At 69.5% G+C, this 25,241-nt stretch carries 21 protein-coding genes; 13 read left to right on the top strand and 8 right to left on the bottom strand.

Going from position 1 to position 25,241, the window contains the following annotated elements; genetic code table 11:
• Nucleotides 1-7 precede the first annotated feature (7 nt).
• The 5 genes from FBZ83_RS19955 to FBZ83_RS19975 form a co-directional block, all read right to left on the bottom strand.
• Nucleotides 8-250 carry a hypothetical protein gene (locus FBZ83_RS19955; RefSeq protein ID WP_145687326.1) on the bottom strand — a complete coding sequence of 81 codons (243 nt, stop codon included), beginning with the start codon at nt 248-250 and terminating at the stop codon, nt 8-10.
• Nucleotides 247-456, bottom strand: coding sequence for a hypothetical protein (locus FBZ83_RS19960; RefSeq protein ID WP_145687327.1), 210 nt, complete (start codon nt 454-456; stop codon nt 247-249). The genes FBZ83_RS19955 and FBZ83_RS19960 overlap by 4 nt, the downstream gene beginning before the upstream one ends.
• Nucleotides 446-2,608 carry a TonB-dependent receptor gene (locus tag FBZ83_RS19965; RefSeq protein ID WP_247888385.1) on the bottom strand — a complete coding sequence of 721 codons (2,163 nt, stop codon included), beginning with the start codon at nt 2,606-2,608 and terminating at the stop codon, nt 446-448. The genes FBZ83_RS19960 and FBZ83_RS19965 overlap by 11 nt, the downstream gene beginning before the upstream one ends.
• A 453-nt stretch (nt 2,609-3,061) precedes the next feature.
• The gene (mgrA, locus tag FBZ83_RS19970) at nt 3,062-4,102 is read right to left on the bottom strand and encodes an L-glyceraldehyde 3-phosphate reductase (protein WP_145687331.1); all 1,041 of its coding nucleotides are present in this window, start codon (nt 4,100-4,102) and stop codon (nt 3,062-3,064) included.
• Between the two features lie 94 nt (nt 4,103-4,196).
• Nucleotides 4,197-4,988 (bottom strand): GntR family transcriptional regulator, encoded by a 792-nt coding sequence (locus tag FBZ83_RS19975; protein ID WP_145687334.1) that lies wholly within the window; start codon nt 4,986-4,988, stop codon nt 4,197-4,199.
• Nucleotides 4,989-5,249: 261 nt separating this feature from the next.
• Here FBZ83_RS19975 and FBZ83_RS19980 point away from each other — a divergent pair, with 261 nt between their 5' ends.
• The 3 genes from FBZ83_RS19980 to FBZ83_RS19995 all read left to right on the top strand — a co-directional run bounded on the left by FBZ83_RS19980 (nt 5,250) and on the right by FBZ83_RS19995 (nt 8,973).
• On the top strand, nt 5,250-5,684 hold the full coding sequence (locus FBZ83_RS19980; protein WP_145687336.1) for a methylglyoxal synthase: 435 nt from the start codon (nt 5,250-5,252) through the stop codon (nt 5,682-5,684).
• 209 nt (nt 5,685-5,893) lie between these two features.
• Entirely contained in the window at nt 5,894-7,297 is a 1,404-nt protein-coding gene (gene uxaC, locus FBZ83_RS19990) for a glucuronate isomerase (protein WP_145687340.1), read from the top strand.
• A 152-nt stretch (nt 7,298-7,449) separates the two neighbouring features.
• A complete protein-coding gene (locus FBZ83_RS19995; RefSeq protein ID WP_145687342.1) occupies nt 7,450-8,973 on the top strand; it encodes a UxaA family hydrolase in 1,524 nt (507 codons plus the stop codon).
• A gap of 128 nt (nt 8,974-9,101) precedes the next feature.
• On the opposite strand, the gene gcvA is transcribed toward FBZ83_RS19995, so the two are convergent.
• Nucleotides 9,102-10,016 (bottom strand): transcriptional regulator GcvA, encoded by a 915-nt coding sequence (gene gcvA, locus FBZ83_RS20000; protein WP_145687344.1) that lies wholly within the window; start codon nt 10,014-10,016, stop codon nt 9,102-9,104.
• Between the two features lie 124 nt (nt 10,017-10,140).
• On the opposite strand from gcvA, the gene FBZ83_RS20005 reads away from it, so the two are divergent.
• The 10 genes from FBZ83_RS20005 (at nt 10,141) to FBZ83_RS20045 (ending at nt 20,332) form a co-directional block, all read left to right on the top strand.
• On the top strand, nt 10,141-10,893 hold the full coding sequence (locus FBZ83_RS20005; protein WP_247888386.1) for a TSUP family transporter: 753 nt from the start codon (nt 10,141-10,143) through the stop codon (nt 10,891-10,893).
• A 238-nt stretch (nt 10,894-11,131) separates the two neighbouring features.
• Nucleotides 11,132-11,299 carry a hypothetical protein gene (locus FBZ83_RS31505; RefSeq protein ID WP_186466138.1) on the top strand — a complete coding sequence of 56 codons (168 nt, stop codon included), beginning with the start codon at nt 11,132-11,134 and terminating at the stop codon, nt 11,297-11,299.
• A 52-nt stretch (nt 11,300-11,351) separates the two neighbouring features.
• Nucleotides 11,352-12,323, top strand: coding sequence for a Bug family tripartite tricarboxylate transporter substrate binding protein (locus tag FBZ83_RS20010; RefSeq protein WP_145687348.1), 972 nt, complete (start codon nt 11,352-11,354; stop codon nt 12,321-12,323).
• A gap of 61 nt (nt 12,324-12,384) precedes the next feature.
• Complete coding sequence (locus tag FBZ83_RS20015; protein ID WP_247888387.1) at nt 12,385-13,362, top strand: Bug family tripartite tricarboxylate transporter substrate binding protein; 978 nt, start codon at nt 12,385-12,387, stop codon at nt 13,360-13,362.
• A gap of 69 nt (nt 13,363-13,431) precedes the next feature.
• Nucleotides 13,432-13,920: a tripartite tricarboxylate transporter TctB family protein gene (locus FBZ83_RS20020; RefSeq protein ID WP_040138208.1), complete on the top strand. Its 489-nt coding sequence runs from the start codon at nt 13,432-13,434 to the stop codon at nt 13,918-13,920.
• Between the two features lie 27 nt (nt 13,921-13,947).
• Nucleotides 13,948-15,480, top strand: a complete 1,533-nt coding sequence (locus FBZ83_RS20025) for a tripartite tricarboxylate transporter permease (protein WP_145687349.1) — start codon at nt 13,948-13,950, stop codon at nt 15,478-15,480.
• A gap of 27 nt (nt 15,481-15,507) precedes the next feature.
• Entirely contained in the window at nt 15,508-16,179 is a 672-nt protein-coding gene (locus tag FBZ83_RS20030) for a TerC family protein (RefSeq protein WP_145687351.1), read from the top strand.
• Nucleotides 16,180-16,192: 13 nt separating this feature from the next.
• The gene (locus FBZ83_RS20035) at nt 16,193-17,071 is read left to right on the top strand and encodes a universal stress protein (protein ID WP_145687353.1); all 879 of its coding nucleotides are present in this window, start codon (nt 16,193-16,195) and stop codon (nt 17,069-17,071) included.
• 59 nt (nt 17,072-17,130) lie between these two features.
• A complete protein-coding gene (locus FBZ83_RS20040) occupies nt 17,131-17,805 on the top strand; it encodes a response regulator transcription factor (protein ID WP_145687355.1) in 675 nt (224 codons plus the stop codon).
• Nucleotides 17,792-20,332, top strand: a complete 2,541-nt coding sequence (locus tag FBZ83_RS20045) for a sensor histidine kinase (RefSeq protein ID WP_145687357.1) — start codon at nt 17,792-17,794, stop codon at nt 20,330-20,332. The genes FBZ83_RS20040 and FBZ83_RS20045 overlap by 14 nt, the downstream gene beginning before the upstream one ends.
• A 40-nt stretch (nt 20,333-20,372) precedes the next feature.
• On the opposite strand, the gene FBZ83_RS20050 is transcribed toward FBZ83_RS20045, so the two are convergent.
• Nucleotides 20,373-20,759 (bottom strand): hypothetical protein, encoded by a 387-nt coding sequence (locus FBZ83_RS20050; RefSeq protein WP_145687359.1) that lies wholly within the window; start codon nt 20,757-20,759, stop codon nt 20,373-20,375.
• The gene (locus tag FBZ83_RS20055) at nt 20,756-25,051 is read right to left on the bottom strand and encodes a CHAT domain-containing protein (RefSeq protein ID WP_145687361.1); all 4,296 of its coding nucleotides are present in this window, start codon (nt 25,049-25,051) and stop codon (nt 20,756-20,758) included. Before FBZ83_RS20055 ends, FBZ83_RS20050 begins: the two co-directional genes overlap by 4 nt.
• Between the last annotated feature and the right edge of the window lie 190 nt (nt 25,052-25,241).

Below are 25,241 nucleotides of genomic sequence, written 5' to 3' on the forward strand. Positions count from 1 at the left end.
GCCTTCCCTAACGGCTGAGGTCCTTGCGGCCGCTTTGCGGCTTGGCCGGCCGCGGACCGGCGATCCACAGCATGACGAACAACAGGCATGTCCAGACGACGGGCCCGGCCACCATCACGATGTGGACACGATCGACCCCGGCGACCCCGGCCGCGGCGCACAGGCCGGAGACGGCCGCCAGCGACAGCGGCAGACCGACCAGCAGGCCGACCAGCGAGACCAGGAGGACGCGGAGGGCATCCCGTGTCATCGCCGCCGCTCCGGCCGGGGCGGCTCGCGCAGGAGGGCGGTCAGCGCGCTGCCGATCAGCCCCGCCTCCATCACCCCGAGCAACAGGCCGGCCTCCCACCCCAGGCTGACGACCGCCACGGCGAGCAGCACGGCCTGGAGCGCCCAGAGGACGCCCCACAGCCGGCGGCGGTCGCGCCGGTCGAGCGGATGCCGCCTAGAAGTCAAAGCTGACGCCGCCATAGACGGTGCGCGGCGCCCCCGCCGACACCCGGTAGGTGCCGCCCGACGCGGTCAGGTAGGACTTGTCGGTGAGGTTCTTGACGCCGAGGTCCAGGCGGACCTTCTTCTCGCCGACCGGGATGTAATACCAGACGCCGGTGTCGACCAGCGTGTAGCTGCCCAGTTCGAAGCTGTGCTGGGCATCGCCGTAACGGTTGCCGACCAGCGTCACGCCCGCCCCCAGGCCAAGGCCGACCAGCGGGCTCGACGGGTCCTTGAACTCGTAGCTTGACCACAGGCTCGCGTTGTGGGTCGGGACGTTCGTCGGCCGGTTGCCGTCGATGGTCCGGTCGACGCTCTCCAATTCGGCATCGACATAGCCGACGGCGGCGCGGATGTTCCAGCCCTCGACCGGGTTGCCGACCACCGACAGCTCGGCGCCGCGCGACCTCTGCCCCCCGGTCAGCACGGCGACGCCGTTGGACGATTCGACGACGTTGCTCTGCTTGATGTCGAACAGGGCCGCGGTCATGAACAGCCGCTCGCCCATCAGGTTGATCTTGGAGCCGACCTCGTACTGGCGCCCCTTCTCCGCCGGGAAGACCTGGGTGTCGCCGTTGTAGAAATTGTGCGGCTGGAAGGTGTCGGCGTAGTTGGCGAAGAAGGAGACGTCCTCCATCGCCTTCCACATCACCCCGGCGGTCTTGGTCAGGTTGCGGTCGACCGGATAGGAGCCGACCGTGGTGCCGCGGCCCAGCAGATTCTCGACGCGCGCGCTGCCCTTGGAGAGTTCGTAACGGCCGCCCAGCGTCAGGGTCACCGTCGGCAGCAGGGCGATGTCGGCCTGGACGAAGGGACCGAAGTCGGTCTGTTCGACCCGGCGCGCCGTCCGCGCCGTCGGCCGCGCGCTGTTGTCGATCAGCCGCCAGCTCGCCGGGTTGGCCACGGTCCCGCCCACCTGGTCGGCGCCGGTGTAATTGATCCAGCTTTCCTTCTGGCGGCGGTACTCGATGCCCGTCGCGACCTTGACCGGCAGCAGGGCCTCGAACTCGCCCCGGGTCTGCAGCCGGCCGAAGAACGTGTCCAGGTTGCGGTCGTCGTTGCCTTCGACCCGGCGGACCAGCAGCCCGTTCGACTGGATGCTGCGCACCTCGGTGTGGATCTCGTCGGTGCGCTCATGGTTGTAGAACAGCTTGCCTTCGAGCATCCACCGGTCGGACCGCAGCGGGATCGCGACGTCGACCTCGCCCTGATGGTAGGTGGAATCCCGCTTGGTGAAGCCGGCGTCGTAGCGGGTCGAGCGCGCGACGTCGGCGACGGCGCGGCGGCCGCCGCCGGTCGGATAGGTGATGAAGCCGCGGTCGAGCGGCCGCTTGTCCTTGCTGAACTCGTAGCCCACCGTCACGCTGGCTCCGTCGGCGCCGATCCAGCTCAGGGTCGGGGCGAGGAACTGGCGCTGGACCAGCGTGTCGTCACGGAAGCTGTCGCTCGATTCGGCGCTGCCGACGATGCGGTATGCGAAGGACTCCGACAGCGGGCCCGTGCTGTCGAACATGGCCTGCCGCTCGCCATACGAATCGAAATTGGTCTCCAGGTGGTTGCGCGCGGTCCAGCTCGGCTTCTTCGTGGTGATGTTGACCAGACCGCCCGGCGTCATCTGGCCGATGTCGGACACCGGCCCCTTGATGATCTGGATGCTTTCGATCGTGCTGGGATCGATGCGGCTGTTGCTCTTCAAACGCACGCCGTTGCGGTAGACATCGTCACGGCGACGAAAGCCGCGGATGATGTAGTCTTCGCGCGTTCCGCCGTAACCATCGTTGTTCACGACGTTGGGGAAGTACCGGTAAACCTCCTCCATCTCGCGGGCATGCTGGTCCTGCAACAGCTGCTCGGGGATCACGTCGATCGTGCGGGGGATCTCGGTGATGTCGTTGTTCAGCCGGCTGCCGACGTCGGACAGGCGGCTGTCGTAGCGGGCCTGCGGCGTTCCCTCGACCATCAGGGCGTCGAGGACGGCCGGTCCTTCCGCCTTGGGCGGGCTCGCCTCCGGAGCCCTATCCTGGGCCACGGCGTCGCCGGCCAGCATTCCCGGTCCGGCCAGGGCGATCGCCCAAAGCAGGACGGCCCGCGATGCCCCGTGTTTCAATCCGTCCAAGACCGACCCCCGATTCGCCGGGCATGCACGCCCCTGCCCACTCCACGTCTTCATAAAGCCCCCCACAGGCACGCCGCATCGATCGCAGGCATCAAATGATATTAATAGTCATTCTCATTTTTTGCGCCCAAGACCCCCGGTCGGAGGAGCGGTTATCACCCCACCGGTCCTTGCGCTCATCGGCCTTCACGACTCCGATAAGGGACCAGCTCCCAAAAAGCGGTGCGCGAAGGTTGTTTGTGAACATACACAAGCACGCTCAAATTTTGAAACTGAAAATGATTCTCATTTGCTTTAAGGGCTCGCGCCACGGCTGTGCCGGGGTTGCCCGCGCGGCCCCGGATCGGCAACACCGGGCACGCCATGCGGCGAAGCGACGTCCCGAGGGTCATGAAAAAGGGCCGCGCCGGGATGCCGGCGCGGCCCTTTTTCATGACGTCTGCCTTCGATGGATCAGCCGGCTTCGGCGTTCGACGAGTTCTGCCACAGGTTCAGACCGCCATCGACGGCGTGGCGGTCGATCTCGGCCAGTTCCTCCGGCGTGAAAGCGGTGTTCTTCAGCGCATCGAGCGAGTTGTCGAGCTGCTCCACATTGCGGGCGCCGATCAGGGCGGAGGTCACCCGCGGGTCGCGCAGCACCCAGGCGATGGCCATCTGGGCCAGCGTCTGGCCGCGCCGTGTGGCGATGGCGTCCAGGGCGCGCACGCGCTCCAGATTCTCCGGCGACAGGAAATGCGCCTTGAGCGTGCCGCCCTTGGCGGCGCGGGCGTCGGTGGGCTGGCCGTTCAGATACTTGGTGGTCAGCATGCCCTGGGCCAGCGGCGAGAAGGCGATGCAGCCAATCCCGGTCTCTTCCAGCGCGTCGAGCAGACCGCCCTCGATCCAGCGGTTCAGCATGGAATAGGACGGCTGGTGGATCAGGCAGGGCGTGCCGAGGTCCTTGAGGATCGCCGCCGCCCGCCGGGTCATCTCCGGCGAGTAGGAGGAGATACCGACATAGAGCGCCTTGCCCTGTCGCACGGCGTGGTCGAGCGCGCCCATCGTCTCCTCCAGCGGGGTGCGCGGATCGACGCGGTGCGAGTAGAAGATGTCCACATAGTCGAGCCCCATCCGCGTGAGGCTCTGATCCAGGCTCGCCGTCAGGTACTTGCGCGAGCCCCAGCTTCCATAGGGGCCAAGCCACATGTCGTAGCCGGCCTTGGTGGAAACAATCATCTCGTCGCGGTGGGCCTTGAAGTCGGTCGCCAGGACGCGCCCGAAATTCTCCTCGGCCGACCCGGGCGGCGGGCCATAGTTGTTGGCGAGGTCGAAATGGGTGACGCCGCGGTCGAAGGCCCGGCGCAGCACGGCGCGCCCGGTCTCGAACACGTCGGTGCCGCCGAAATTCTGCCACAGCCCCAGCGAAATGGCCGGCAGGTCGAGCCCGCTCCGCCCGCTGCGGCGGTAGGTCATGCCCGTGTAGCGGGCCGGATCGGCGCGGTAGAGCGATTGCATCGCGGTCTCCTGGCTGTCTTGCGCGGTGTTGGGAGGAACGTGACTGATATATTAGAAATCAGCCGCAATCCAAAGCCAAGAGCGCACAACGGCGTCAGACCGGCTCGGCCTCGTCCTCCGAGGGGGCGGTGAAGTAGAGCGGGTTGGCCTTCTGCGCGTCGGCGATGGTGACCTGGAGATAGTCCAGATGCAGGTCGATGGCCTTGGCCGCCGCCTCCGGGTCGTTGTTGGCGATGGCCTCGATGATGACCGAATGCTCGGCGATCACGTCCGGCACACGCCCCAGAACCGGCAGGGTCAACAGGCGGTAGCGGTCCACCTGCACCTTCACCTGCTGCGTCAGGTTCCAGAACCCGGGGTAGCCGGCGGTCTCCGCCAGCAGCGCATGGAAGGTCTCGTCGGCCTGGTGGAAGCCTTCGAAATTCTGGGCTGCCTCCATCTCGCGCTGGAGTTCCAGATTGGCGCGCAGCTTGGCGATCTGGCTGCGGGTGGCGCGCTTGGCGGCGTAGCGGACGGTCGCCTCCTCCAGCGCCTTGCGGATGGCGATGGCTTCCGGCAGGGCGCCCAGCGGGATGCGGGAGACGAAGGTGCCCGATTGCGGGAAGATCTCGATCAGCCCCTCGTCCGCCAGACGCAGCACGGCCTCGCGCACCGGGGTGCGGCTGACGCCGTAGTCCTGGGCGATCACCTTCTCGGCGACCGGCTCGCCCGGCTTGCGGCGGAGCGAGACGATCTCGTTGCGCAGGTCGCGGTAGATCGTGGCGGCCACGGTGGTGCCGCGCTGGGCCGGGCGGGCGACCGCCGCCGCCGTGCGGCGCCGGGTCCGCGCCTTGACGCCCGCCGCCTGTTCCGAATCCGCCGTCGATGTCTGCGCCGCCTTTTTCAACACCCGCTCCTGCCAGGACGATTCAAGGGCGCCGGTGCTCCGGGATGCCGGCGCCGAACCCGCTGGTTCACGCCGCAGACGGTCCGCCCTTCATCGCAATATACTAATACCCGGCGCGGTGGGTCAAACGCCTTGGCCCGGCGGGGCGCCCCGGTTCCGCGCCAGTTTGTCCCACCGGGAAGCGCGTTGCACCGTCCGGAAGTATACTAGTATATTGAAAGAAGCTCCACCGCGGAGCGCACAGCCGCAAGGACTTTCACCGTGGACCGCAAACGCATCGCCCTCGTCGCCCACGACGCCCGCAAGCCCGACCTGATCGGCTGGCTCGGCGCCAACATCCGCGCGCTGGAGGGCAACGTCTTCTGGTCCACCGGCACCACCGGACGGCTGGTCCGGGAGGCCCATCCCCAGCTGGACATCACCTCGCTGAAGAGCGGTCCGCTGGGCGGCGACCAGCAGATCGGCGCGATGATCGCGGAGGGCCGGATCGACCTGCTCGTCTTCTTCGTCGACCCGATGACCGCCCAGCCCCACGACGTGGACGTGAAGGCGCTGACCCGCCTCGCCACGCTCTACAACATCCCGATGGCCTGCAACGAGGCGACCGCCGACATGGTGATCTCCTCCCCCCTCTTCACCAGCGGCTACCGCCCGCGGGCTGTGGACTTCGCCGCCCACGATTCGCGCCGCCTCTGACCGGCCCCGCCGAGCCGGCCCCCTTGAATTGCGCGGCGCGCCGACTGATTTGTGGGCGGGACGCACAAAGTCCTTGCATTCGGAACTGATATATTAATATATTCCGACATGCGGGGCGCCACCGGCGCAGCACCACGCGCCGCACCCGAACCACCCATTCAAATGGGCACCGGACCCCCGTCCGGCATCCCTCTTTCCGGAGATGAACGATGCTCCACCCCGACCGCCTCTTCCCCAGCGATCCCACGCAGCGCGACATCGCGCGCCGGCTGTACGCGGAGGTGGGCCACCTGCCGATCATCAGTCCGCACGGCCACACGGACCCGTCCTGGTTCGCCAAGAACGAGGCGTTCCCGAACCCGGCGTCGCTGTTCGTGGTGCCCGACCATTACGCCTTCCGCATGCTCTACAGCCAGGGCGTGGCGTTGGAAGGCCTGGGCGTGCCGCGCACGGACGGCGGGGCGGTGGAGAGCGACCCGCGCAAGATCTGGCGCCAGCTCGCCCAGAACTGGCACCTGTTCCGCGGCACCCCGACGCGGATGTGGCTCGACCACGCCTTTGAGACGGTGTTCGGCGTGACGGAGCGGCTGAGCGGGGCCAGCGCCGACCGCATCTTCGACCAGATCGACGCCTGCCTGCAGAAGCCGGAGTTCCTGCCGCGCGCCCTGTTCGAGCGCTTCAACATCGAGCTGCTGGCGACCACGGAGTCGCCGCTCGACACGCTGGAGCATCACCGCGCCATCCGCGAGAGCGGCTGGAAGGGCCGCGTCATCACCGCCTTCCGCCCGGACCCGGTCGTCGATCCGGAGTTCGAGGGCTTCCAGGCCAATGTGGAAACGCTGGGCGCGCTGTCCGGTGAGAACACCGGCACCTGGGCCGGCTACCTCGCCGCCCTGCGCAACCGCCGCCAGTATTTCAAGGAGGTCGGCGGCGCCACCTCGACCGACCACGGCCACGCCACGGCGACCACCGCGGACCTGTCGGACGCCGACGCCGAGCGGCTCTTCGAAAAGGCGCTGCGCGGCACCATCACGGCGGCCGAGGCGGAGCTCTTCCGCGGCCAGATGCTGACCGAGATGGCCAAGATGAGCCTAGACGACGGGCTGGTCATGCAGATCCACCCCGGCAGCTTCCGCAACCACAACCCGAACCTCTTCGAGCGCTTCGGCCGCGACAAGGGCGCCGACATCCCGACCGGCACCGAGTATGTGCGGGCGCTGAAGCCGCTGCTGGACCGCGTCGGCAACGAGCGCGACCTGACCATCATCCTGTTCACCCTGGACGAGACCAGCTACGCCCGCGAGCTGGCGCCGCTGGCCGGCCATTACCCGGCGCTGCGCGTCGGCCCGGCCTGGTGGTTCCACGACAGCCCCGAGGGAATGCGCCGCTACCGCGAGATGATCACGGAGACGGCCGGCTTCTACAACACGGTCGGCTTCAACGACGACACGCGCGCCTTCTGCTCCATCCCGGCCCGCCACGATGTGGCCCGCCGCGTGGACTGCGCCTTCCTGGCCCGCCTCGTCGCCGAGCACCGGCTGGAGGAGGACGAGGCCGCGGAGGTGGCGGTGGATCTCGCCTACACGCTGGCGAAGAAGGCCTACAAGCTCTGACGTGAAGCCCCTCTCCCCTCCGGGGAGAGGGTGGCGCCAACGGCGCCGGGTGAGGGGGTTGCGCTTTTGCCGGACATCCCGCCACGCGCATCCCCCTCACCCTGCCCCTCTCCCCAGGGGGGAGAGGGAATCTCCATGAGAGGACCACCACCATGGCATCGCTGACCATCCGCCTGCACCCCGCGGACAACGTCGTCGTTGCCGGCGCCGACCTGCCGGAGGGCACCCCCCTGCCCGACACCGACGTCGTCGCCCGGACCACGATCCCCTCCGGCCACAAGGTCGCGGTGCAGGCCATCGCGGTCGGCGAGCCGGTGCGCAAGTACAACCAAGTCATCGGTTTCGCGACCGCCCCCATCGCGCCGGGCGACCATGTCCATGTCCACAACATCGGCATCGGCGACAGCTTCGAGCGCGACTACGCCTTCGGCGCCGACGTCCATCCCACCGACCTCGTGCCGGAGGCGGAGCGCGCCACCTTCCAGGGCATCGTCCGCCCGGACGGGCGCGTGGCGACCCGCAACTACATCGGCATCCTGACCACGGTGAACTGCTCGGCCACCGCCGCGCGGATGATCGCCGACCAGTTCCGCGGCGACGCGCTGGCCGCCTACCCCAACATCGACGGGGTGGTCGCACTGACCCATTCCTACGGCTGCGGCATGGGCTCGCAGGGCGACGCCATCGACGCGCTGCGCCGGACCATCGCCGGCTACGCCCGCCACCCCAACTTCGCCGCCGTGCTCGTGCTCGGCCTCGGCTGCGAGGTGAACCAGATCGACAAGCTGGTCGAGGTCGAGGGGCTGACCGTCGGCGACACGCTGCAGACGCTGGCGATCCAGGAGAGCGGCGGCACCGCCGCCACCGTGCGGGCGAGCGTGGAGCGCATCCGCGCCCTGCTGCCCCGCGTCAACGACGTGACGCGCGAGACCGTGCCGGCCAGCCACCTGATCCTGGCCCTGCAATGCGGCGGGTCGGACGGCTATTCGGGAATCACCGCCAACCCGGCGCTGGGCCACGCCGTGGACCTGCTGATCCGCAACGGCGGCACCGCGGTGCTGAGCGAGACGCCGGAGGTCTATGGCGCCGAGCATCTGCTGACCCGCCGCGCCGTCAGCCCGGCGGTCGGCGGGGCGCTGGTCGAGCGCATCCGCTGGTGGGAGGACTACACCAGCCGCACCGGCGGCGAGATGAACAACAACCCGTCCCCCGGCAACAAGAAGGGCGGCCTGACCACCATCCTGGAGAAGTCGCTGGGCGCCGTCGCCAAGGCCGGCACGACCAACCTCGTCGAGGTGGTGCGCTACGCCGAGCCGATCACCGGGCCGGGCCTCGTCTTCATGGACACGCCGGGCTACGACCCGGTGTCGGCTACGGGACAGGTGGCGGGCGGCGCCAACGTGCTGTGCTTCACCACGGGCCGTGGCTCCGTCTTCGGCTGCAAGCCGACGCCGTCGCTGAAGCTCGCCACCAACACGGCGCTGTTCCGCAAGATGCCCGACGACATGGACATCGACTGCGGCCCCATCGCCACCGGCGACGCGACCATCGAGGAGGTCGGGCGGGCGATCTTCCAGCTCATCCTCGACACCGCGTCGGGTCGGAAGACCAAGAGCGAGGAGCTGGGCTTCGGCTCCGACGAGTTCACGCCCTGGCAGATGGGCGCCGTCATGTGAGCGAAAGGGCTTGCGCGCTCAGTGATATACTAGTATAAGTGTTTTCGTTCGGTTATCCTTTGAAACCCAGTTGGCAGGCCGCACCATGCGCGTGGTTCCGCCGAGTGACGTTTCTCCAAAGTGCGACTTCAGACCGCCGGGGCACGCTCCGGCGGTCTTTTCTTTTCGGGCTCCGGCGATCCGGCGGCGGCGCGCAGCCAGTCGCGGAAAACGGTGAAGCCTGGCTCCCGGTGCCGCGCCGGCCGCGAGACCAGATACCACGCCCGCCCCATCGGCACGGCCAGCGCGAAGGGCGTGACCAGCCGGCCCGCCGCCAGATCGTCGGCGATGTAGAGCCGCGCCCCCAGCGCCACCCCTACCCCGTCCGCCGCCGCCTGCAAGGTCATGGCGTAGCTGCCGAAGGACAGCCCCTTCGCGGCCGGCGGCGTCAGCCCGGCCGAGGCGAACCAGTGCGGCCAGTCGTCCGCCCAGTGCGACACCGAGAGCAGCGTCGCCGACAGCAGATCCTCCGGACGGCGCAGGCTCCGCGCCAGGGCCGGCGCGCAGACCGGCAGCATGTCGGCGGTGAACAGCTCCTCCACCTCGTAGCCCGGCCAATGCCCGTCGCCCAGCAGCAGGGCGCAGGTCCAGTCCTCGCGGATCGGCGCACCGGCGCCGCCGGTGGCGATGCGCACCTCCACGTCGGGGTGGCTCTCGTGGAAGGCCGACAGGCGCGGGATCAGCCAGCGCACCGCGAAGGTGGCGCCCACCCCGAGCGTCAGCACCGGGCCGTCGCGCATGGTGGCGACCCGTTCCACACTGTCCGCGATCGCGTCGAAGGCGCCGGTCAGGCCGGGCTGCAACGCCCGCCCGCGGTCGGTCAGCTCCAGCGCGTTGGCCCGCCGCTCGAACAGCGGGAAGCCCATCCGCTCCTCCAGCAGCCGCACCATGCGGCTGACCGCGGCCTGCGAGACGTTCAGCTCGCCCGCCGCCCCGGTGAAGCTGCCGTGCCGGGCCGCGGCCTCGAACGCCCGCAAGGCGTTCAGCGATGGCAGGCGCCGCATCCGATCCCTCCCTCACGCACCCCAACATTTCCTGGGGGTCAGCATCAGACAATCCCGTTTGCGGCGCAAGCGCGCCAGGGGCATGATGCCGTCCACAGCCAAAGAAAACTTTCGGATGAGCGGGATGCTGACGGTTCCCCTGACCCTCGGACTCGGCCTTGCGGCGCTGGTGACCTCGTTCCTGTCGGGCCTGTTCGGCATGGCCGGCGGCATGGTGCTGATGGGGCTGCTGCTGGTGCTGCTGCCGGTGTCCTCGGCGATGCTGCTGCACGGGATCACGCAGATGACCGCCAACGGCTGGCGGGCGTGGCTGTGGCGGCGGCACGTGCAATGGGGGATCGTGGTCCGGTTCCTGTTGGGCGGGGCGGTGGCGGTCGGCGTCTTCACCCTGATCCGCTACGTGCCCGGCAAGGCGGAATCGCTGATCCTGCTGGGCCTGTCGCCCTTCATGGCGATGGCGGTTCCGTCGCACTGGTCGCCGAACGTATCGCGGCGCGGCCACAGCACGCTGGCCGGTCTTCTGTGCATGGGCGTGCAGCTGATCGCCGGCATCTCGGGGCCGCTGCTCGACGTCTTCTTCGTGAAGTCCAGCCTGTCGCGGCAGAGCGTCGTCGCGACCAAGGCGACGATGCAGGTCTTCGGCCACCTGTTCAAGACGGTCTATTTCGGCTCCCTGGTCGCGGCGTCGGAGGCGGAGGCGCTGGACATCACAGTGACGGCCCTGTGCATCGGCATGGCGGTTCTGGGGACGAACCTGTCGCGCCGCGTGCTCGACGCCATGAGCGACGCCCAGTTCCGCAGCTGGAGCCAGCGTCTGGTCGCCCTGACCGGCACCGTCTATCTCGGCCAGGGCCTGTTCCTGCTGGTGGTGCGGTAGCTTCCGGGGGCGTTTGCCCCCACCCCGGCCCTCCCCCGCTTCGCAGGGGAGGGTTAGGGAGGGGGCAAAACGCTCCTCCCCATCACCCCGGCGGGGGGAAAACCGCCACGAACCGGTCTCCGCCTCTTCCGGGTGGAGCGCCGAAAATTTGCGTGCCTGGGTGGTGGCTGACAGGTTCATGACAGGTTCGCCTGCTAAACAGTTGGAACAACCAACCACCGTTCCCGGAACCTCCACCATGGCGACCGAATCCGCAGCCCGAAAGCCGGCGGAACCCACGGCGAAGACCGCATCGGCGGACGAGCGGACCCCGCTCTTTTACGGCGCCGCCTGCGGCGCGGGGGCCGGCGGCTCCGTCCTCCTCTACGAGGCGCGCCCGCAGAGCTCCACCGCCAAGGCCCTGTAAGGCGCAGCAAGCGCCGTCCAAAAAAGCAAAAAGCCCACTCGGAGGAAACACCATGAGCCTCGGCAACCCCGCCAAGGGGATGCTGGCGGCGGCCGTGCTGGCCGCTGCCGCCCTGTTCGCCGCTCCCGCGTCGGCGGAGATCAAGAATCTCGAGATCATCGCGCCGGCCAACGCCGGCGGCGGCTATGACCAGCACGCGCGCGCCATGCAGCAGGTTTTGCAGGAGCACAAGCTGGCCTCCAGCGTCCAGGTGGTCAACATCCCGGGGGCCGGCGGCACCATCGGCCTCAGCCAGTTCGTCACCGCCAAGAAGCGCAACCCCGGCCTGATGATCTCCGGCCTCGGCATGATCGGGGCGATCTTGATCAACAAGTCGCCGGTGTCGCTCGATCAGGTGACCCCGCTGGCCCGCCTGACCGGCGAGTACCAGCCCATCGTCGTGGCCGCGGATTCGCCGCTGAAGACGCTCGACGACCTCGTGAAGAAGTTCAAGGCCGACCCCGGCTCGGTCTCCTGGGGCGGCTTCGCCGTCGGCAGCCCCGACCACATCCTCTACGGCCTGCTGGTCAAGGCGATCGGCGGCGACGTCTCCAAGATGAACTACATCGCCGCCGGTGCCGGCGGCGAGATGATGGCCTCGGTGCTTGGCGGCCACATCACCGTAGCAACCGGTGGCTACAACGAGATGGCCTCGCAGCTCCAGGCCGGAAAGCTGCGCGCCCTGGCGATCTCAGCCCCGCAGCGTCTTCCCGGCATTGACGTCCCGACCTTCAAGGAGCAGGGCGTGGACGTCGAGCTGGTGAACTGGCGCGCCGTGATGGCGCCGGGCAACCTGAAGGCGTCGGAGAAGCAGGTGCTGGAGGACGCGGTCGGCGCCATGGTCCGCACCGACGAGTGGAAGCGCATCGCAGAAGAGCGCGGCTGGATCGACCTCTACCTGCCGCCCGACCAATTCGCCGCCTTCGTGAAGGACGAGCGGACCCGGATCGAAGGCGTCCTGACGGAACTCGGCCTCGTCAAGTGACCAACAGCCGGCGGTGATCCGCCGGGTCTCAGAACAAAACACACCCATGGAGCGAAGCGTCATGACCATCCGCATGCCGGGCGCCGTGAAGGGCGTCCTGACCGCCGCCGTCCTCGCCACGGCCGCCCTCGCCGCCACCCCGTCGCTGGCCGAGATCAAGGGGCTGGAGATCATCGCCCCGGCCAGCCCCGGCGGCGGCTGGGACCAGCACGCCCGCACCCTCCAGCAGGTTCTCCAGGACCAGAAGCTGGCCTCCGGCATCCAGGTCGTGAACATCCCCGGTGCCGGCGGCACGGTCGGCCTCGCCCAGTTCGTCACCGCCAAGAAGCGCTCGCCGACGATCCTGGTCGGCGGCCAGATCATGCTGGGCGCCATCGTCACCAACAAGTCGGCGGTGACGCTCGACCAGGTGACCCCGCTGGCCCGCCTGACCGGCGAATACACCGCCATCGTCGTCCCGCCGGACTCGCCCATCAAGACCTTCGACGACCTGATCAAGAAGTTCAAGGCGGACCCCGGCTCGGTCTCCTGGGGCGGCGGCTCGGCGGGCGGCAGTGACCAGATCCTCGCCGGGCTGATCGCCAAGGCGGTCGGCGTCGATCCCAACAAGGTCAACTACGTCGCCACCGCGGGCGGCGGCGAGCTGCTGGCCTCGGCGCTCGGCGGCCATGTGACGCTGGGCATGGGCGGCTACAGCGAGTTCGCCCCGCAGTTCCAGGCGGGCAAGCTGCGCGCCATCGCCGTCTCCGCTCCGCAACGCCTTCCGGGCTCCGACACGCCGACCCTCAAGGAGCAGGGCGTCGACCTGGAGTTCGTGAACTGGCGCGGCGTCTTCGCCCAGTCCTCCGCCAAGCCGGCCGAGCTGAAGGAACTCCAGGAGGCCGTCGCCAAGGCCGTCGCCAGCGACGAGTGGAAGCAGGCCGTGAAGCAGCGCGGCTGGATCGACCTCTACCAGCCCTCCGCCGAGTTCGCCTCCTTCCTGAAGCAGGAGCGCGCGCAGATCGAAGGCACGCTGAAGGACATCGGCCTCGTGAAGTAAGGACCGCAAGGGGTGGGCGCGGTCGCCGCGCCCACCGGTCCGCAAAAAACAGTCTGGGAGGATGAACCAATGACCACCGGTCGGAGCATGCGCGCCGGAGAGGCGGTGCTGGGCGGCGGGCTGATCGCCCTGGGGGGCTTGATCGCGGTCGAAACCATGCTGACCCCGAGCGTCGGCCGGGCGGTGGTCGGCCCCGCCCTGTTCCCCTACCTGATCTCGGGCGGCCTCGTCCTGGTCGGCCTGTCCCTGCTGCGCGAGGCCTTCGCCGGGGCCGTCGCCCACGCCGAAGGGCTGGAGCTGGACCTCTGGGCGGTGGCGCTGGTCGCGGCGGGGCTGGCCGTCCAGTTCCTGCTGCTCGACACGCTGGGCTGGATCCCCTCCACCACCATTCTGTTCGCCGCGGTCTCCCGCGCCTTCGGCGGCCGGCGGCTGGTGGTCAATCTCGCCATCGGGCTGGCGCTCGCCGCCTTCACCTTCGTGGCCTTCAATTACGGGCTCGGCCTGAACCTGCCCGAGGGCAGCATCGTCGAACGGCTCACGTCAGCCGACGCCGAATAAGCCCCGCCTCGGGAAGGAAACTGCACAATGGACACCCTTGCCGCCCTGGGCCACGGCTTCCTCGTGGCGCTGACCCCCTACAACCTTCTGTGGTCGGCGATCGGCGTGACGGTCGGCACCGCGGTCGGCGTGCTGCCCGGCATCGGCCCGGCGCTGACCGTGGCGCTGCTGCTGCCGGTCACCTACGGGCTGGAGCCGACCTCCGCCTTCATCATGTTCGCCGGCATCTATTACGGCGCGATGTACGGCGGCTCGACGACCTCGATCCTGCTGAACGCGCCGGGCGAGTCCGGCAGCATCGTCACCGCCATCGACGGCCACGCCATGGCCCGCCAGGGCCGCGGCGCCCAGGCGCTGGCGACCGCCGCCATCGGCTCCTTCATCGCCGGCACCATCGCCACCGCGGCGCTGACCTTCGTCGCCCCGCTGATGGTCAAGATGGCCCTGCTGTTCGGCCCGGCCGAGTATTTCGCGCTGATGGTTCTGGCGCTGACCACCGTCACCGCGGTGCTGGGCAGCTCGCTGGCGCGCGGTCTGGCGAGCCTGTTCCTCGGGCTGGCGCTGGGGCTGGTCGGCATCGACATGCAGACCGGTCAGGCGCGGCTGGCCTTCGGCGTGCCGGAGTTGCTCGACGGCATCGACACGGTGGTCGTCGCGGTCGGCCTGTTCGCGGTCGGCGAGACGCTCTACGTCGCCTCCCGCCACCGCTTCGAGACGGAGGAGATCTACGCGCTCAAGGGTTCCAAATGGATGAGCCGCGAGGACTGGTCGCGCTCGTGGAAGCCGTGGCTGCGCGGCACGCTGCTGGGCTTCCCCATCGGCACCCTGCCGGCCGGCGGCAGCGAGATCCCGACCTTCCTGTCCTATCTGGTCGAGAAGCGTCTGGCGAAGAAGCCGGAGGAGTTCGGCAAGGGCGCCATCGAGGCCGTCGCCGGTCCGGAGGCCGCCAACAACGCGTCGGCCGCCGGCGTGCTGGCGCCGCTGCTCTCGCTCGGCCTGCCGACCTCGGCGACCGCCGCCATCATGCTGGCCGCCTTCCAGCAGTACGGCCTGCAGCCCGGCCCGACGCTGTTCGACAACAACCCCGAGCTGGTCTGGGGCATGATCGCCAGCCTCTACATCGGCAACGTGCTGCTGCTGGTGCTGAACCTGCCGCTGGTCGGCTTCTGGGTGAAGCTGCTGCTGATTCCGCGGCCCTGGCTGTATGCCGGCATTCTGGTCTTCTCGTCGCTCGGCTCCTACACGCTGAACAACAACGTCATCGATCTGGTCATCCTGTGGGTGATCGGGCTGGCCGGCTTCGGGATGCGCGTGCTGAACGTGCCGGTGGCGCCCTGTGTGGTCGGGCTGATCCTGGGTCCGCTGGCCGAACAGCAATTCCGCCGGGCGCTGGCCATCAGCCAGGGCGACCCGTCGGTCTTCCTGACCCACCCGATCTCGGCGGTCCTGCTGATCATCGCCGCCCTGCTGGTGATCGGTCCGATGGTCCTGCGCTACCGCGGCAACGGGGCGGGCAAGAGCGACGGCGCCTCGCCCTCCGGCAGCCATCCCGCGACGTAAGACCGCCATCCCGCGAAGGACTTCTCCATGGAAAGCGTTGATCTCTGGTCGCAGCTCGCCGCCCTCGGGCAGGTGGTCGCCATCGACCTCGTTCTCGCCGGCGACAACGCCATCGTGGTCGGCATGGCCGCCGCCGCGGTGCCGCTGGCGCAGCGCCGCAAGGTGATCTTCTGGGGCATCGGCGCCGCCATCGTCCTGCGCATCTTCTTCGCGCTGATCACCACCCAGCTTCTCGCCATCATCGGGCTGACGCTCGCCGGCGGCGTGCTGCTGCTCTGGGTCTGCTGGAAGATGTTCCGCGAGTTGCGCTCCCACGGCTCGGACGAGGTGGCGCCCGACGAGGCGATGGACGCCCCCGACGCGCCGGTGGGCGTGGCGGGAAACACCGCCGCTGGTGCCGCGGTCGGGGGCGTCACGGTGGGTGCGGCCATCTGGCAGATCGTCGTGGCCGACGTGTCGATGTCGCTCGACAACGTTCTGGCGGTGGCCGGTGCGGCCAAGGACCACCCGACCATCCTGGTCATCGGCCTGCTGCTCTCCGTCGTGCTGATGGGGGCGGCGGCCAACATGATCGCGCATGTCCTGCACAAGCATCGTTGGATCGGCTGGGTCGGTCTCGCCATCATCACCTATGTGGCGCTCGACATGATCTGGCGCGGCAGCAACGAAGTCCTCATGCACACCTCCTGGCTCTCGTGACGGAGCGACTCCGATGATGAAGAAGGTTCTCGTTCCCCTGACCGGGCGGCCGCTGGACCGCCGCGCCATCGCCACGGCCTTTCTGCTCGCCGACCGCTTCCGCGCCCATGTGGAGGGGTTGAGCGTCATGCCGCAGGTCGAAATCCGCACCTCCGTCGAAAGCGCCGCGATCCCCAAGGCGCTGGTCGAGCAGCTCATCCGCATCGGGCAGGAGGATCAGGCTCGGGTGGTCGATTCCGCCCACGCGCTGTTCGAGGAGTTCCGCAGCCGCTTCGCCGCCGCCGAGGCGGACAGCCTGACCGGCGGCGTCGCGGGCGCGGAGGGTCCGACCGCCTCCTGGCAGCAGGCGACCGGCCCGCTGGCCGAGACGCTGGCGGAGGAGGCGCGGCTCGCCGATCTGGTGGTGATCGCCCAGACCTCCGATGGCACCAACGCCATGGGTCCGGCCATCGAGGCGACCCTGTTCGGCTCCGGCCGCCCGCTGCTGCTGGCTCCGGCGGCCGAACCGGCGTCGGTCGGCTCCGCGGTCGCCGTGGCCTGGGACGGCGGGGCGGCCGCCGCGCGGGCGGTCGCTGCGGCTCTGCCGCTTCTGCAGCGCGCCGGCAAGGCGGTCATCCTGTCGGCCGAGGTCGCCGATCCCGGGCGCGCGTCCGACCCCGACCGCCTGTCGGCCTACCTCGCCATGCACGGCGTCGCGGTGTCGATCCGCCGGGTCGCGGCGTCGGGCCGCGCGGTCGGGCGGGCCTTGCAGGAGACGGCGGCGGAGGCCGGCTGCGATCTGCTGGTGATGGGCGCCTACGGCCACAGCCGTGTCCGCGAACGGGTGTGGGGCGGCGTGACGCTCGACGTGCTGCGCGAGCCGCCCATCCTTCCCATCTTCATGGCGCACTGATACATGGATTCGTGCCCCCTCTCTCCTCTGGGAGGGGGCATGAAGGCCGGAGACGGACCATGCGCATACTCGTCGTCGAGGACACCGAGGATCTGGCCGACGCCATCGTCCACCGGCTGCGCAAGCTGGGCTACGCCGTCGACTGGGCGCCGACCGGGGACGAGGCGGAGGAGCTGCTGCGCCAGGAGGCGTACCAGCTCGTCCTGCTCGACATCATGCTGCCGGGGGTGGACGGGCAGACCCTGCTGAACCGCCTGCGCCAGCGCCGCGACGCCACGCCGGTGCTGGTGATGACCGCCCGCTCCCAGGTGAATGTCCGGGTCGACCTGCTCGACCTCGGCGCCGACGACTTCATCGTGAAGCCCTTCGACCTGCGGGAGCTGGAGGCCCGCTGCCGCGCCCTGCTGCGCCGCTCGCACGGGCTCGCCTCCTCGCGCACGCAGTTCGGCAATCTGATCTTCGACGCGGCGGCCAAGAAGGTGCTGGTCGACGGCCGGCCCGTCGATCTGGGGGGCCGCGAGTTCCGCCTGCTGGAGCTGTTCCTCAGCAACCTGAACACCGTCCTGTCCAAGGAGGATCTGATGGACCGGCTGTTCAGCCTCGACCAGCCGACCGCGCTGAACGCCATCGAGTTGTATGTCTCCCGCCTCCGGCGCAAGCTGGAGGGCGCGTCGGTGGAGATCCGGACGGTTCGGGGGCTGGGGTATGTGGCGGAAGTGTGTGCCGAAGGCTGAGGGATTCTCGCTGCGGCGGCGGCTGTTCATCCGGCTGCTCGGCGTGCTGGCCGTCCTGACCGCCGGGCTGTTCCTGTTCATCAGCGCCTACGCCCAGCGCGCCGCCGACGCCGCCTTCGACCGGCTGCTGATGGCGTCGGCCCTGTCGATCTCCGACACGGTGCGGGTGGAGGACGGTCGCTTCTCCGTCGACCTGCCCTACTCCTCGCTGGGCATCCTGGCCCAGGCGCGGCGCGACCGCGTGTTCTACCGGATCACCGCCCCGGACGGCGAACTGGTCACCGGCTACCATGACCTGCCGGTGGCTCCCGCCAAGACTGGGGTCGCCGGCGCGGCCGGCGGCGAGTCCGCCACGCGGTTCGAGAACGCCAGCTTCCGCGGCATGCCGGTGCGCGTCGCCGTCCTGAAGCGCTTCGCCACGCAGCCGGAGCTTGGCGGCTGGGTCACCATCGCCGTCGCCCAGACGCGGGAGGAGCGCGGGGCATTGGCCCGCGACATCCTGGCGAACGCCTTCCTGCCCATCGCCTTCACCGTCGTCGCGGCGGGCGGGCTGATCTGGTTCGGGGTGCGGCAGGCGCTGGCCCCGCTGGGGTCGCTGGAGCGGATGATCCGCGAGCGGCAGCCCCACGACTTCTCCCCCATCGCCATGCCGCCGCCGCAGGAGGTCTCCCAGCTCGTCCAGGCGATCAACCAGCTCATGGCCCGGCTCCAATCCAACCTCGACACCATGCAGACCTTCCTGGCCGACGCCGCCCACCAGATCCGCACGCCGCTGGCCAGCCTGCGCCTGCAGGCCGAACTCGCCATCGACGAGGATGATCCCGACGCGCTCCACCGCATCGCCCAGCGCGTGCACCGCAACGCGGTGGAGGCCAGCCAGCTGACCAGCCAGCTCCTCAACCACGCCATGGTGATCCACCGCAGCGAGGCGTTGAAGCCGGAGGACGTCGATCTCGGCGCCCTGCTGGAGCAGGTGTTCCAGCGCGCCCGCGCGGTGGCCGGCGACACGGCGATCCGCCTGGACATCGACCGCGCGGCGGAGCCGGCCACCGTCCCCGGCGACGCCATCAGCCTGCGCGAGGCGCTGACCAATTTGCTGGACAACGCGGTGAAGTACGCCGGCCCGTCCGGCCCCATCGACCTGACGCTGACCCCGCGGCCGGCCGGGCGCGGCCTGCGCGTGGAGATCGCCGACCGCGGCCCCGGCGTGCCGGACGCCGAGAAGCGCCGCGTGCTGGAGCGGTTCGGGCGCGGCAGCTCCGCCGCCGGGGTGGCGGGCAGCGGGCTCGGCCTCGCCATCGTCACCTCGGTGGTGGAGGCGCACGGGGCGGCCTTCACGCTGCTCGACCGTCCCGGCGGCGGGCTGGTCGCGCGCATCGACTTCCCGGAGGTGGGCGGCACCACCCCGGCGGGCGGAGGAGGGGCCGCGCGGGCGCTGCTTCCCCTGCTGGTCCTCTGCGCCCTGCTGTGGTCCCCCTGGGCGCCGTCCGCGCAGGCGGCGCAATTGCTCACCTACCCGGCCCCCGGCGGCGAACGGGAGCGGCTGCGCATCCATTCCGCCACCGACCGGCAGGCCATCGAGCCGCTGGTCCTCGACTTCCAGCAGCTCCGCCCCGACGTCACCATCGAGTACAAGGACATGGACACCGCCGACCTCTACGCCGAGGCGGTCGCCGCGCCGGCCAAGGGGGCGGCGACCAATGGTGCGACGGCGGAGACGCCCGACCTGCTCATCAGCTCCGCCTCCGACCTGCAGGTGAAGCTGGTCAACGACGGTTACACCCAGCCCCACCGCTCCGCCCTGACGGATGCCCTGCCGGACTGGGCGAACTGGCGGGACGAGGCCTTCGGCTTTACCTTCGAGCCGGCGGTGATCGCTTACAACCGCGACCGTCTGCCGGACACGGAGGTGCCGCGCACGCGCCCGGCGCTGATCCGGCTGCTGCGCGACGACCCGGTGCGCTTCGGCCGGCGCGTCGCCACCTACGACACCGCCACCAGCGGCATCGGCTATCTGCTGGCCGCCCACGACGCCCTGCTGTTCGGCCAGTACTGGCAGCTCGTCGCGGTTATGGGCAACGCCCAGGCACGGCTGGCCTGCTGCTCCGGCGACATCCTCGACCTGGTGGAGCGCGGCGAGGTGCTGATCGCCTACAACGTCCTCGGCTCCTATGCGCGGGCGCGGGCCGCCGCCGGGGCGCCCATCGGCATCGTGGTGCCGGAGGACTACACGCTGGTCATCTCCCGCGTCGCGGTGATCCCCCGGACGGCGCCCCGCCCGCAGCTCGCCGGGGAATTCATCGACTATCTGCTGTCGCCGCGCGGGCAGGAGGTGGTGGCCGACCGCTCCGCCCTCTACGCCATCTCCTCCGGCATCAAGCGGGAGGCGTCGGCGTCGGGCCTGCGCTCCAGCACGGCGGCACCGCTGCACCCCATCGCCCTCAGCCCGGCCCTGCTGGTCTTCCTCGACCGGCTAAAGCGGGAGCGCTTCCTCCAGCAATGGCAGTCGGCGATCTTGCTGCCCTGAGCCGGCGGCGAAGGGCGGGAGAGCGGCGGCGACGGCGCTCTCAATCGGTGTCCGTCGGCCGCTCCAGCCGGTCGAGAAGCTCGTCCCGCCCGGCGCGAGTCAGGTCGAGCGGCAGCGCCGTCCCGGCGGAGAGGCTGACGCTGTCCCCGGCCCCCGCCAGCCCGCGCAGCCGCTCCAGCAGCCGGTCGGCCCGCTCCGCCAGCCGGGCGCGGACGGCGAGGTCCAACGTCGCGGTGATGGCCCCCGGCAGCGCCAGCACCAGCGCGGCGACGGCGGCGTAATCGGCGAGATCGCCGCGCTGCGTCCCCGCCGCCGCCGGCGCCCCCCGCCGCTCCGGCACGGCACCGAGCGCCTCCGCGAAGAAAGCCTCCAACTCGATGGCGAGAGCGCCGGCATTGGGGCCGGCGATGTGGATGGTGACGGTCATGGTGCGGCCTTTCGAATCTCTGCCTGAAGTGTACGGACATGGGCGAGTCCGTCGGCATCCTTGAGCTTGGCGTAAGCCCCCTCCGCCTCGTCGAGCACGCGCAGGGCCTCGTCGGTTTTTCCATCCATCGCCAGAACTTGGCCGTGCAACGCCCCGACCGGCCCGATGAAATCGACCCGCCCCAGCTTTCGGCTATGGGCGTAGCTCTCCGCCAACTCGTCGGCGATCATACCGGCCTCCCCGTTGTACAGCCCTCCCCGCTCCAAGCGAAGGGAAGCGCAGGAGAAGCGGATATGGGCAAGACTATCCATATCCCAAAGCCGCTGGGCGACCGGCAAGCGTTCTTCCAGATGAATGCGCAGAGCCTCGTCTATTTCCCCACGGTTGGTCAGGATATCAGCGATTCTTCCCATAGTAATGGCACATGACCGCACGTCACCCAGAAGCTTGAATACCGGCAGCTCTTCCTCGCGTCGGATGCGCAGAGCTTCGTCTATCTCGCCACGGCTGGTCAGGATGTCGGCGATCTTACTCATGGTAATGGCACATGACCGCACGTCGCCCAGACGCTTGAATACCGGCAGCTCTTCCTCGCGTCGGATGCGCAAAGCTTCGTCTATCTCGCCACGGCTGGTCAGGATATCGGCAATCTTACTCATGGTAATGGCACATGACCGAACGTCACCCAGACGCTCGAACACCGGTAGTTCCTCCTCGCGCCGGATGCGCAGAGCCTCGTTCGTCTCGCCGCGGCCGGTCAGGATATCGGCAATCTTGCTCATGGTAATGGCGCGCTCTCGCACATTACCCAGACGCTCGAATACCGGTAGTTCTTCTTCGCGTCGGATGCGCAGAGCTTCGTCAATCTCGCCACAGCGGGTAAGAATGTCGGCGATACGGCCCATGGTGATGGCGCGGTCTCCCACATATCCCAGACGCTCGAAAACCGGTAATTGCTCCTCACGCAGGATGCGCAGAGCTTCGTCCGTCTCGCCACGGCTGGTCAGGATGTCGGAGATCTTGCCCATAGTAACGGCGCGCGACCGCACATCGCCCAGACGCTCATAAACCAGCAGTTCCTCTTCGCGCCGGATGCGCAAAGCTTCGTCCTTCTCACCGCGAATAGTCAGGATGTCGGCAATCTGGCCCATGGCAATAGCACGCGAGCGCACATCGCCCAGACGTTCAAAGATCGGCAGTTGCTCTTCGTATCGGATGCTCAGTGCTTTATTGATCTCCCCTCGACCGACCAAGATGTCGGCGATCCGGCCCATTGTAGCGGCATACTCACGCACATCTCCCAGATACTCGTAAACCGGCAACTGCTCCTCGCGCCGAATGCGAAGAGCTTCATCCATCTCGCCCCGCTCGGTCAGAACGTCAGCGATCCGGCCCATGGTGACAGCGCGCGACCGTACGTCGCCCAAACGTTCGAATACCGGTAACTCTACCTCACGCCGGATGCGCAAAGCCTCGTCCACTTCGCCACGGTCAGTCAGGATGTCGGCGATCCGGCCCATGATGGCAGCGCGCGACCGCGCATCGTCCAGCGATCCGAAGCGCTGCACGGCGTCCCGAAGCAGACCCTCCGCTTTCTCCACATGCCCGGTCTGAATCAGGCGGTTCGCCCAATTAACCAACACCATCGCATCCGTGCGCGGGTCGGCGCCGGCCATCCCCGTCGCCCGCGCGAGAAAATTTTCTTGATATTCAACTTTTCCGAGACGTTCGGCGCACTCCACGCCGAGCCGCAGCAGCGGCAGGCTGGGTGGGGCTCCCATGTGGTCCAGTTGCCCGATCGCCTGCTCGACCAACTGCCACGCCTGCTCTGCCTCGCGAATCCCGTTGAACAGGTACCGCCCCCCCTCATGAGCCGCCGTGTCCAGGATGCCCGCTGGCCCACCCGCGAGCAACGCCAGCCGGGCCAATTCCACGGCGCGCGGATCGAACGGCAGATCGCCATCCCCATCGACCCAGGCCGCGTGCAGCGGCCCCACCACCGCCGCCGCGAGATGCGCCTGATCCCCCTCCGACAGCCCGGGCGCCAGCGGGCGGGCCAGCGGGTTGACCGCGCTGTCCGCCCCCGCCCCGCCATAGCGGTCGAGCAGCCCCAGCCCGTGCAGCCGCTCCACCGCCGCGCGCGGGTTGGCGACCGTGGCGGCGGTGCCCGCCGCCTCCAGGACCGTGCGGGGGACCGGACGCTCGAACAGCGCCGCGGCGGCGAACTGGCGGGCTTCGCTCGGGGTCAGCATGGCGCGGCAGGCGCCCAGCGACACGCGGTCGAAGAACTCCTTGGCGGCGCTGTCCCCCTCCGGCACGGCGCCGCTGTCCAGATAGCCCTCCACCGCCGCCACCGCCCGCTCCGCCGCGGCCCGGGCGGCGGCAGGGTCGGCGATGTCCAGCAGCGGGCGGGTCAGGATTTCCTGCAATCCCGGATTGCCGCCCGCCACCGCGCGAATCCGCTGTTCCAGCGCGTCCAGCGCGGGGTCCTTCCCGGCGGGGCGCTCCTTGTGCCTGATGCGGACGGCGGCGCGCATCTGCTTGGTGCGCTGCGCCTCGTCCATCGGCGGCAGCGGGACCGCCGTCAGGCTCGCCGCCAGATCCTTGCCGGTCGCGTCGCCCAGAGCGAAACTGTAGCGGCTGGTGATCAGCAACCGCGATTTGGTGGCCCGCCCGGTCTCGCGGAAGGCGCCGACGATGGCCGCCATGACCGCCGCCGCCTCCGGCGTGCGGAAGGGCGTCGCGGCCTCGTCCGTCCGGGGGTCGGCGAGGCATCGCTCCAGATCGTCCACGATCAGCAGCACCGGGCGCGTTCCGCCATGCCCGCTAAAGTCATTCTTCAACAGTTTCCGGATGACCGGCTTCAGCGCGGCGGGCGAGCGGAGGATGTCCGCCTCATGGGCGTCCAGAACGCCTTGCTGGGCGTCCTCCGGCAGGGCGTCGACCAGCGCGCGGAGCACCGCGTGGGCGTCGTAGCGTTCGAACAGGACGGCCACCGCGTGGGTGTCCTTCAGCCGGTCGGCGATGCGCTCCGCGAGGCTCGACTTGCCGAGGTTGCCCATGCCCTGGATCAGCAGGCCGGTGGCGCCGCCCGCCCAGGCCCGGAACGCCGCCTGGATGGAGCGGCGGCGGCCGACGAACTGCTCCGGGGTCGCGACCTTGACCCGCTCCTCCTTGTCGAGATAGGCGCCGGCCTTGCGTTCCGGAAAGGCCCGCGTGTCCAGGGCGGGATCGCACAGCGCCCCGCCGCCGCCCGGCCCGAGCCAGACGCGCGCCAGATGCCAGTGGCTGCCCTGGGTCCGGTCCCTCCGATGGTCGGCCAGCACGCCGCGCCGGGCCACGGCGGCGGCGTGGACAACGCTCTGCCCGCCGGCCAGTTCGCCGTAGAACAGGGCGGCGAAGCGGGTGGCGTCCAGATCGTGGACCGAGCCATCCCACCCCAGCGCGTTGGGCACCCCGCTCTGCACCAGCGCCTGAACGAAGGACCCGGCGCCGCCCGCCGCCTGCTCCGCGGTGCGGCAAGCCGACAGGAAGACCAGCTTCGGGCGGTGCCGCGAATCGCCCAGGATTCCGCACAGGTCGCCGGGGGACACCCGGTGCAGCCCGCCCTCCGGGGTTTCCAGCGCCAGGAACGGCTCCGCTTCCCCCACGTCGCCGTGGCCGGTGAGGTGAAGCACGTCCCAGCGGGCCGATTGCCGCAGGCGCCGCCGCAACCCCTCCAGACTGCCGCTCTCCTCCACCGACAGATGGGCGCCAAGCCCCTGCGTGGCCTCCAGGAAGGCCAGCTCCTCCCGCTCGTAATCGAGAACCTTCTGCCCCTCGACCTCCGCCGCCATGAACAGGGCGGCGATGTCGCCGAACGCCGGGGGATCTCCGCTCCCCGCCACCGCCGCGCCGCCCAGCCGGCGGGCGACGAGGAACAGCCGCCGCGCGTCCTCCGCCAGGAAGAAGCCCTGGTGGGTCAGCAACTCCCACGGCACGTCGAGCAACGCCCGGGCGCCCTCGTCCGGCGCGCCGGAGGCGAGGACCTCCAGCGTGACCGGGCCGGTGCTGCCCTCGATGCATGCGTCCAGCCAACGGTCGCCGCCGTTCAAAAAGGCGGCGATCTCCCGACCGATAGCCGGCAGCCCGTCCGGGTCGCGCGTCCGCACCAGCGTGCCGTAGGCGCGCGACCAGCCGGTCAACCGGGCGAGGCCCGCCGGTCCGAAGGGCCGGACCACGGTGCGGCCGCCGGGGGCGGCGTCGACGCACAGCAGCCCATCCCCCGACATCTGAACGCGCAAATCCGCCATGCAACCACCGCCTTCTGCGGGAAACCGTTCCGAGCGGCAAATCCTATGGGCATTCGCGCCAAATGCAAAACCACTTTTCGGCATCTTGGCGCGGCAGCCATACCGTGATGGAACGCCCCTCTCCCAGCCGTTTGCGGATTCGCAAAGGCGCCGCCGCACCGTCCCGCTAGCCTGCGGGGACGGGCCGAAC

This window comes from Azospirillum brasilense (genome assembly GCF_007827815.1).
Lineage (GTDB): Bacteria > Pseudomonadota > Alphaproteobacteria > Azospirillales > Azospirillaceae > Azospirillum > Azospirillum brasilense_C.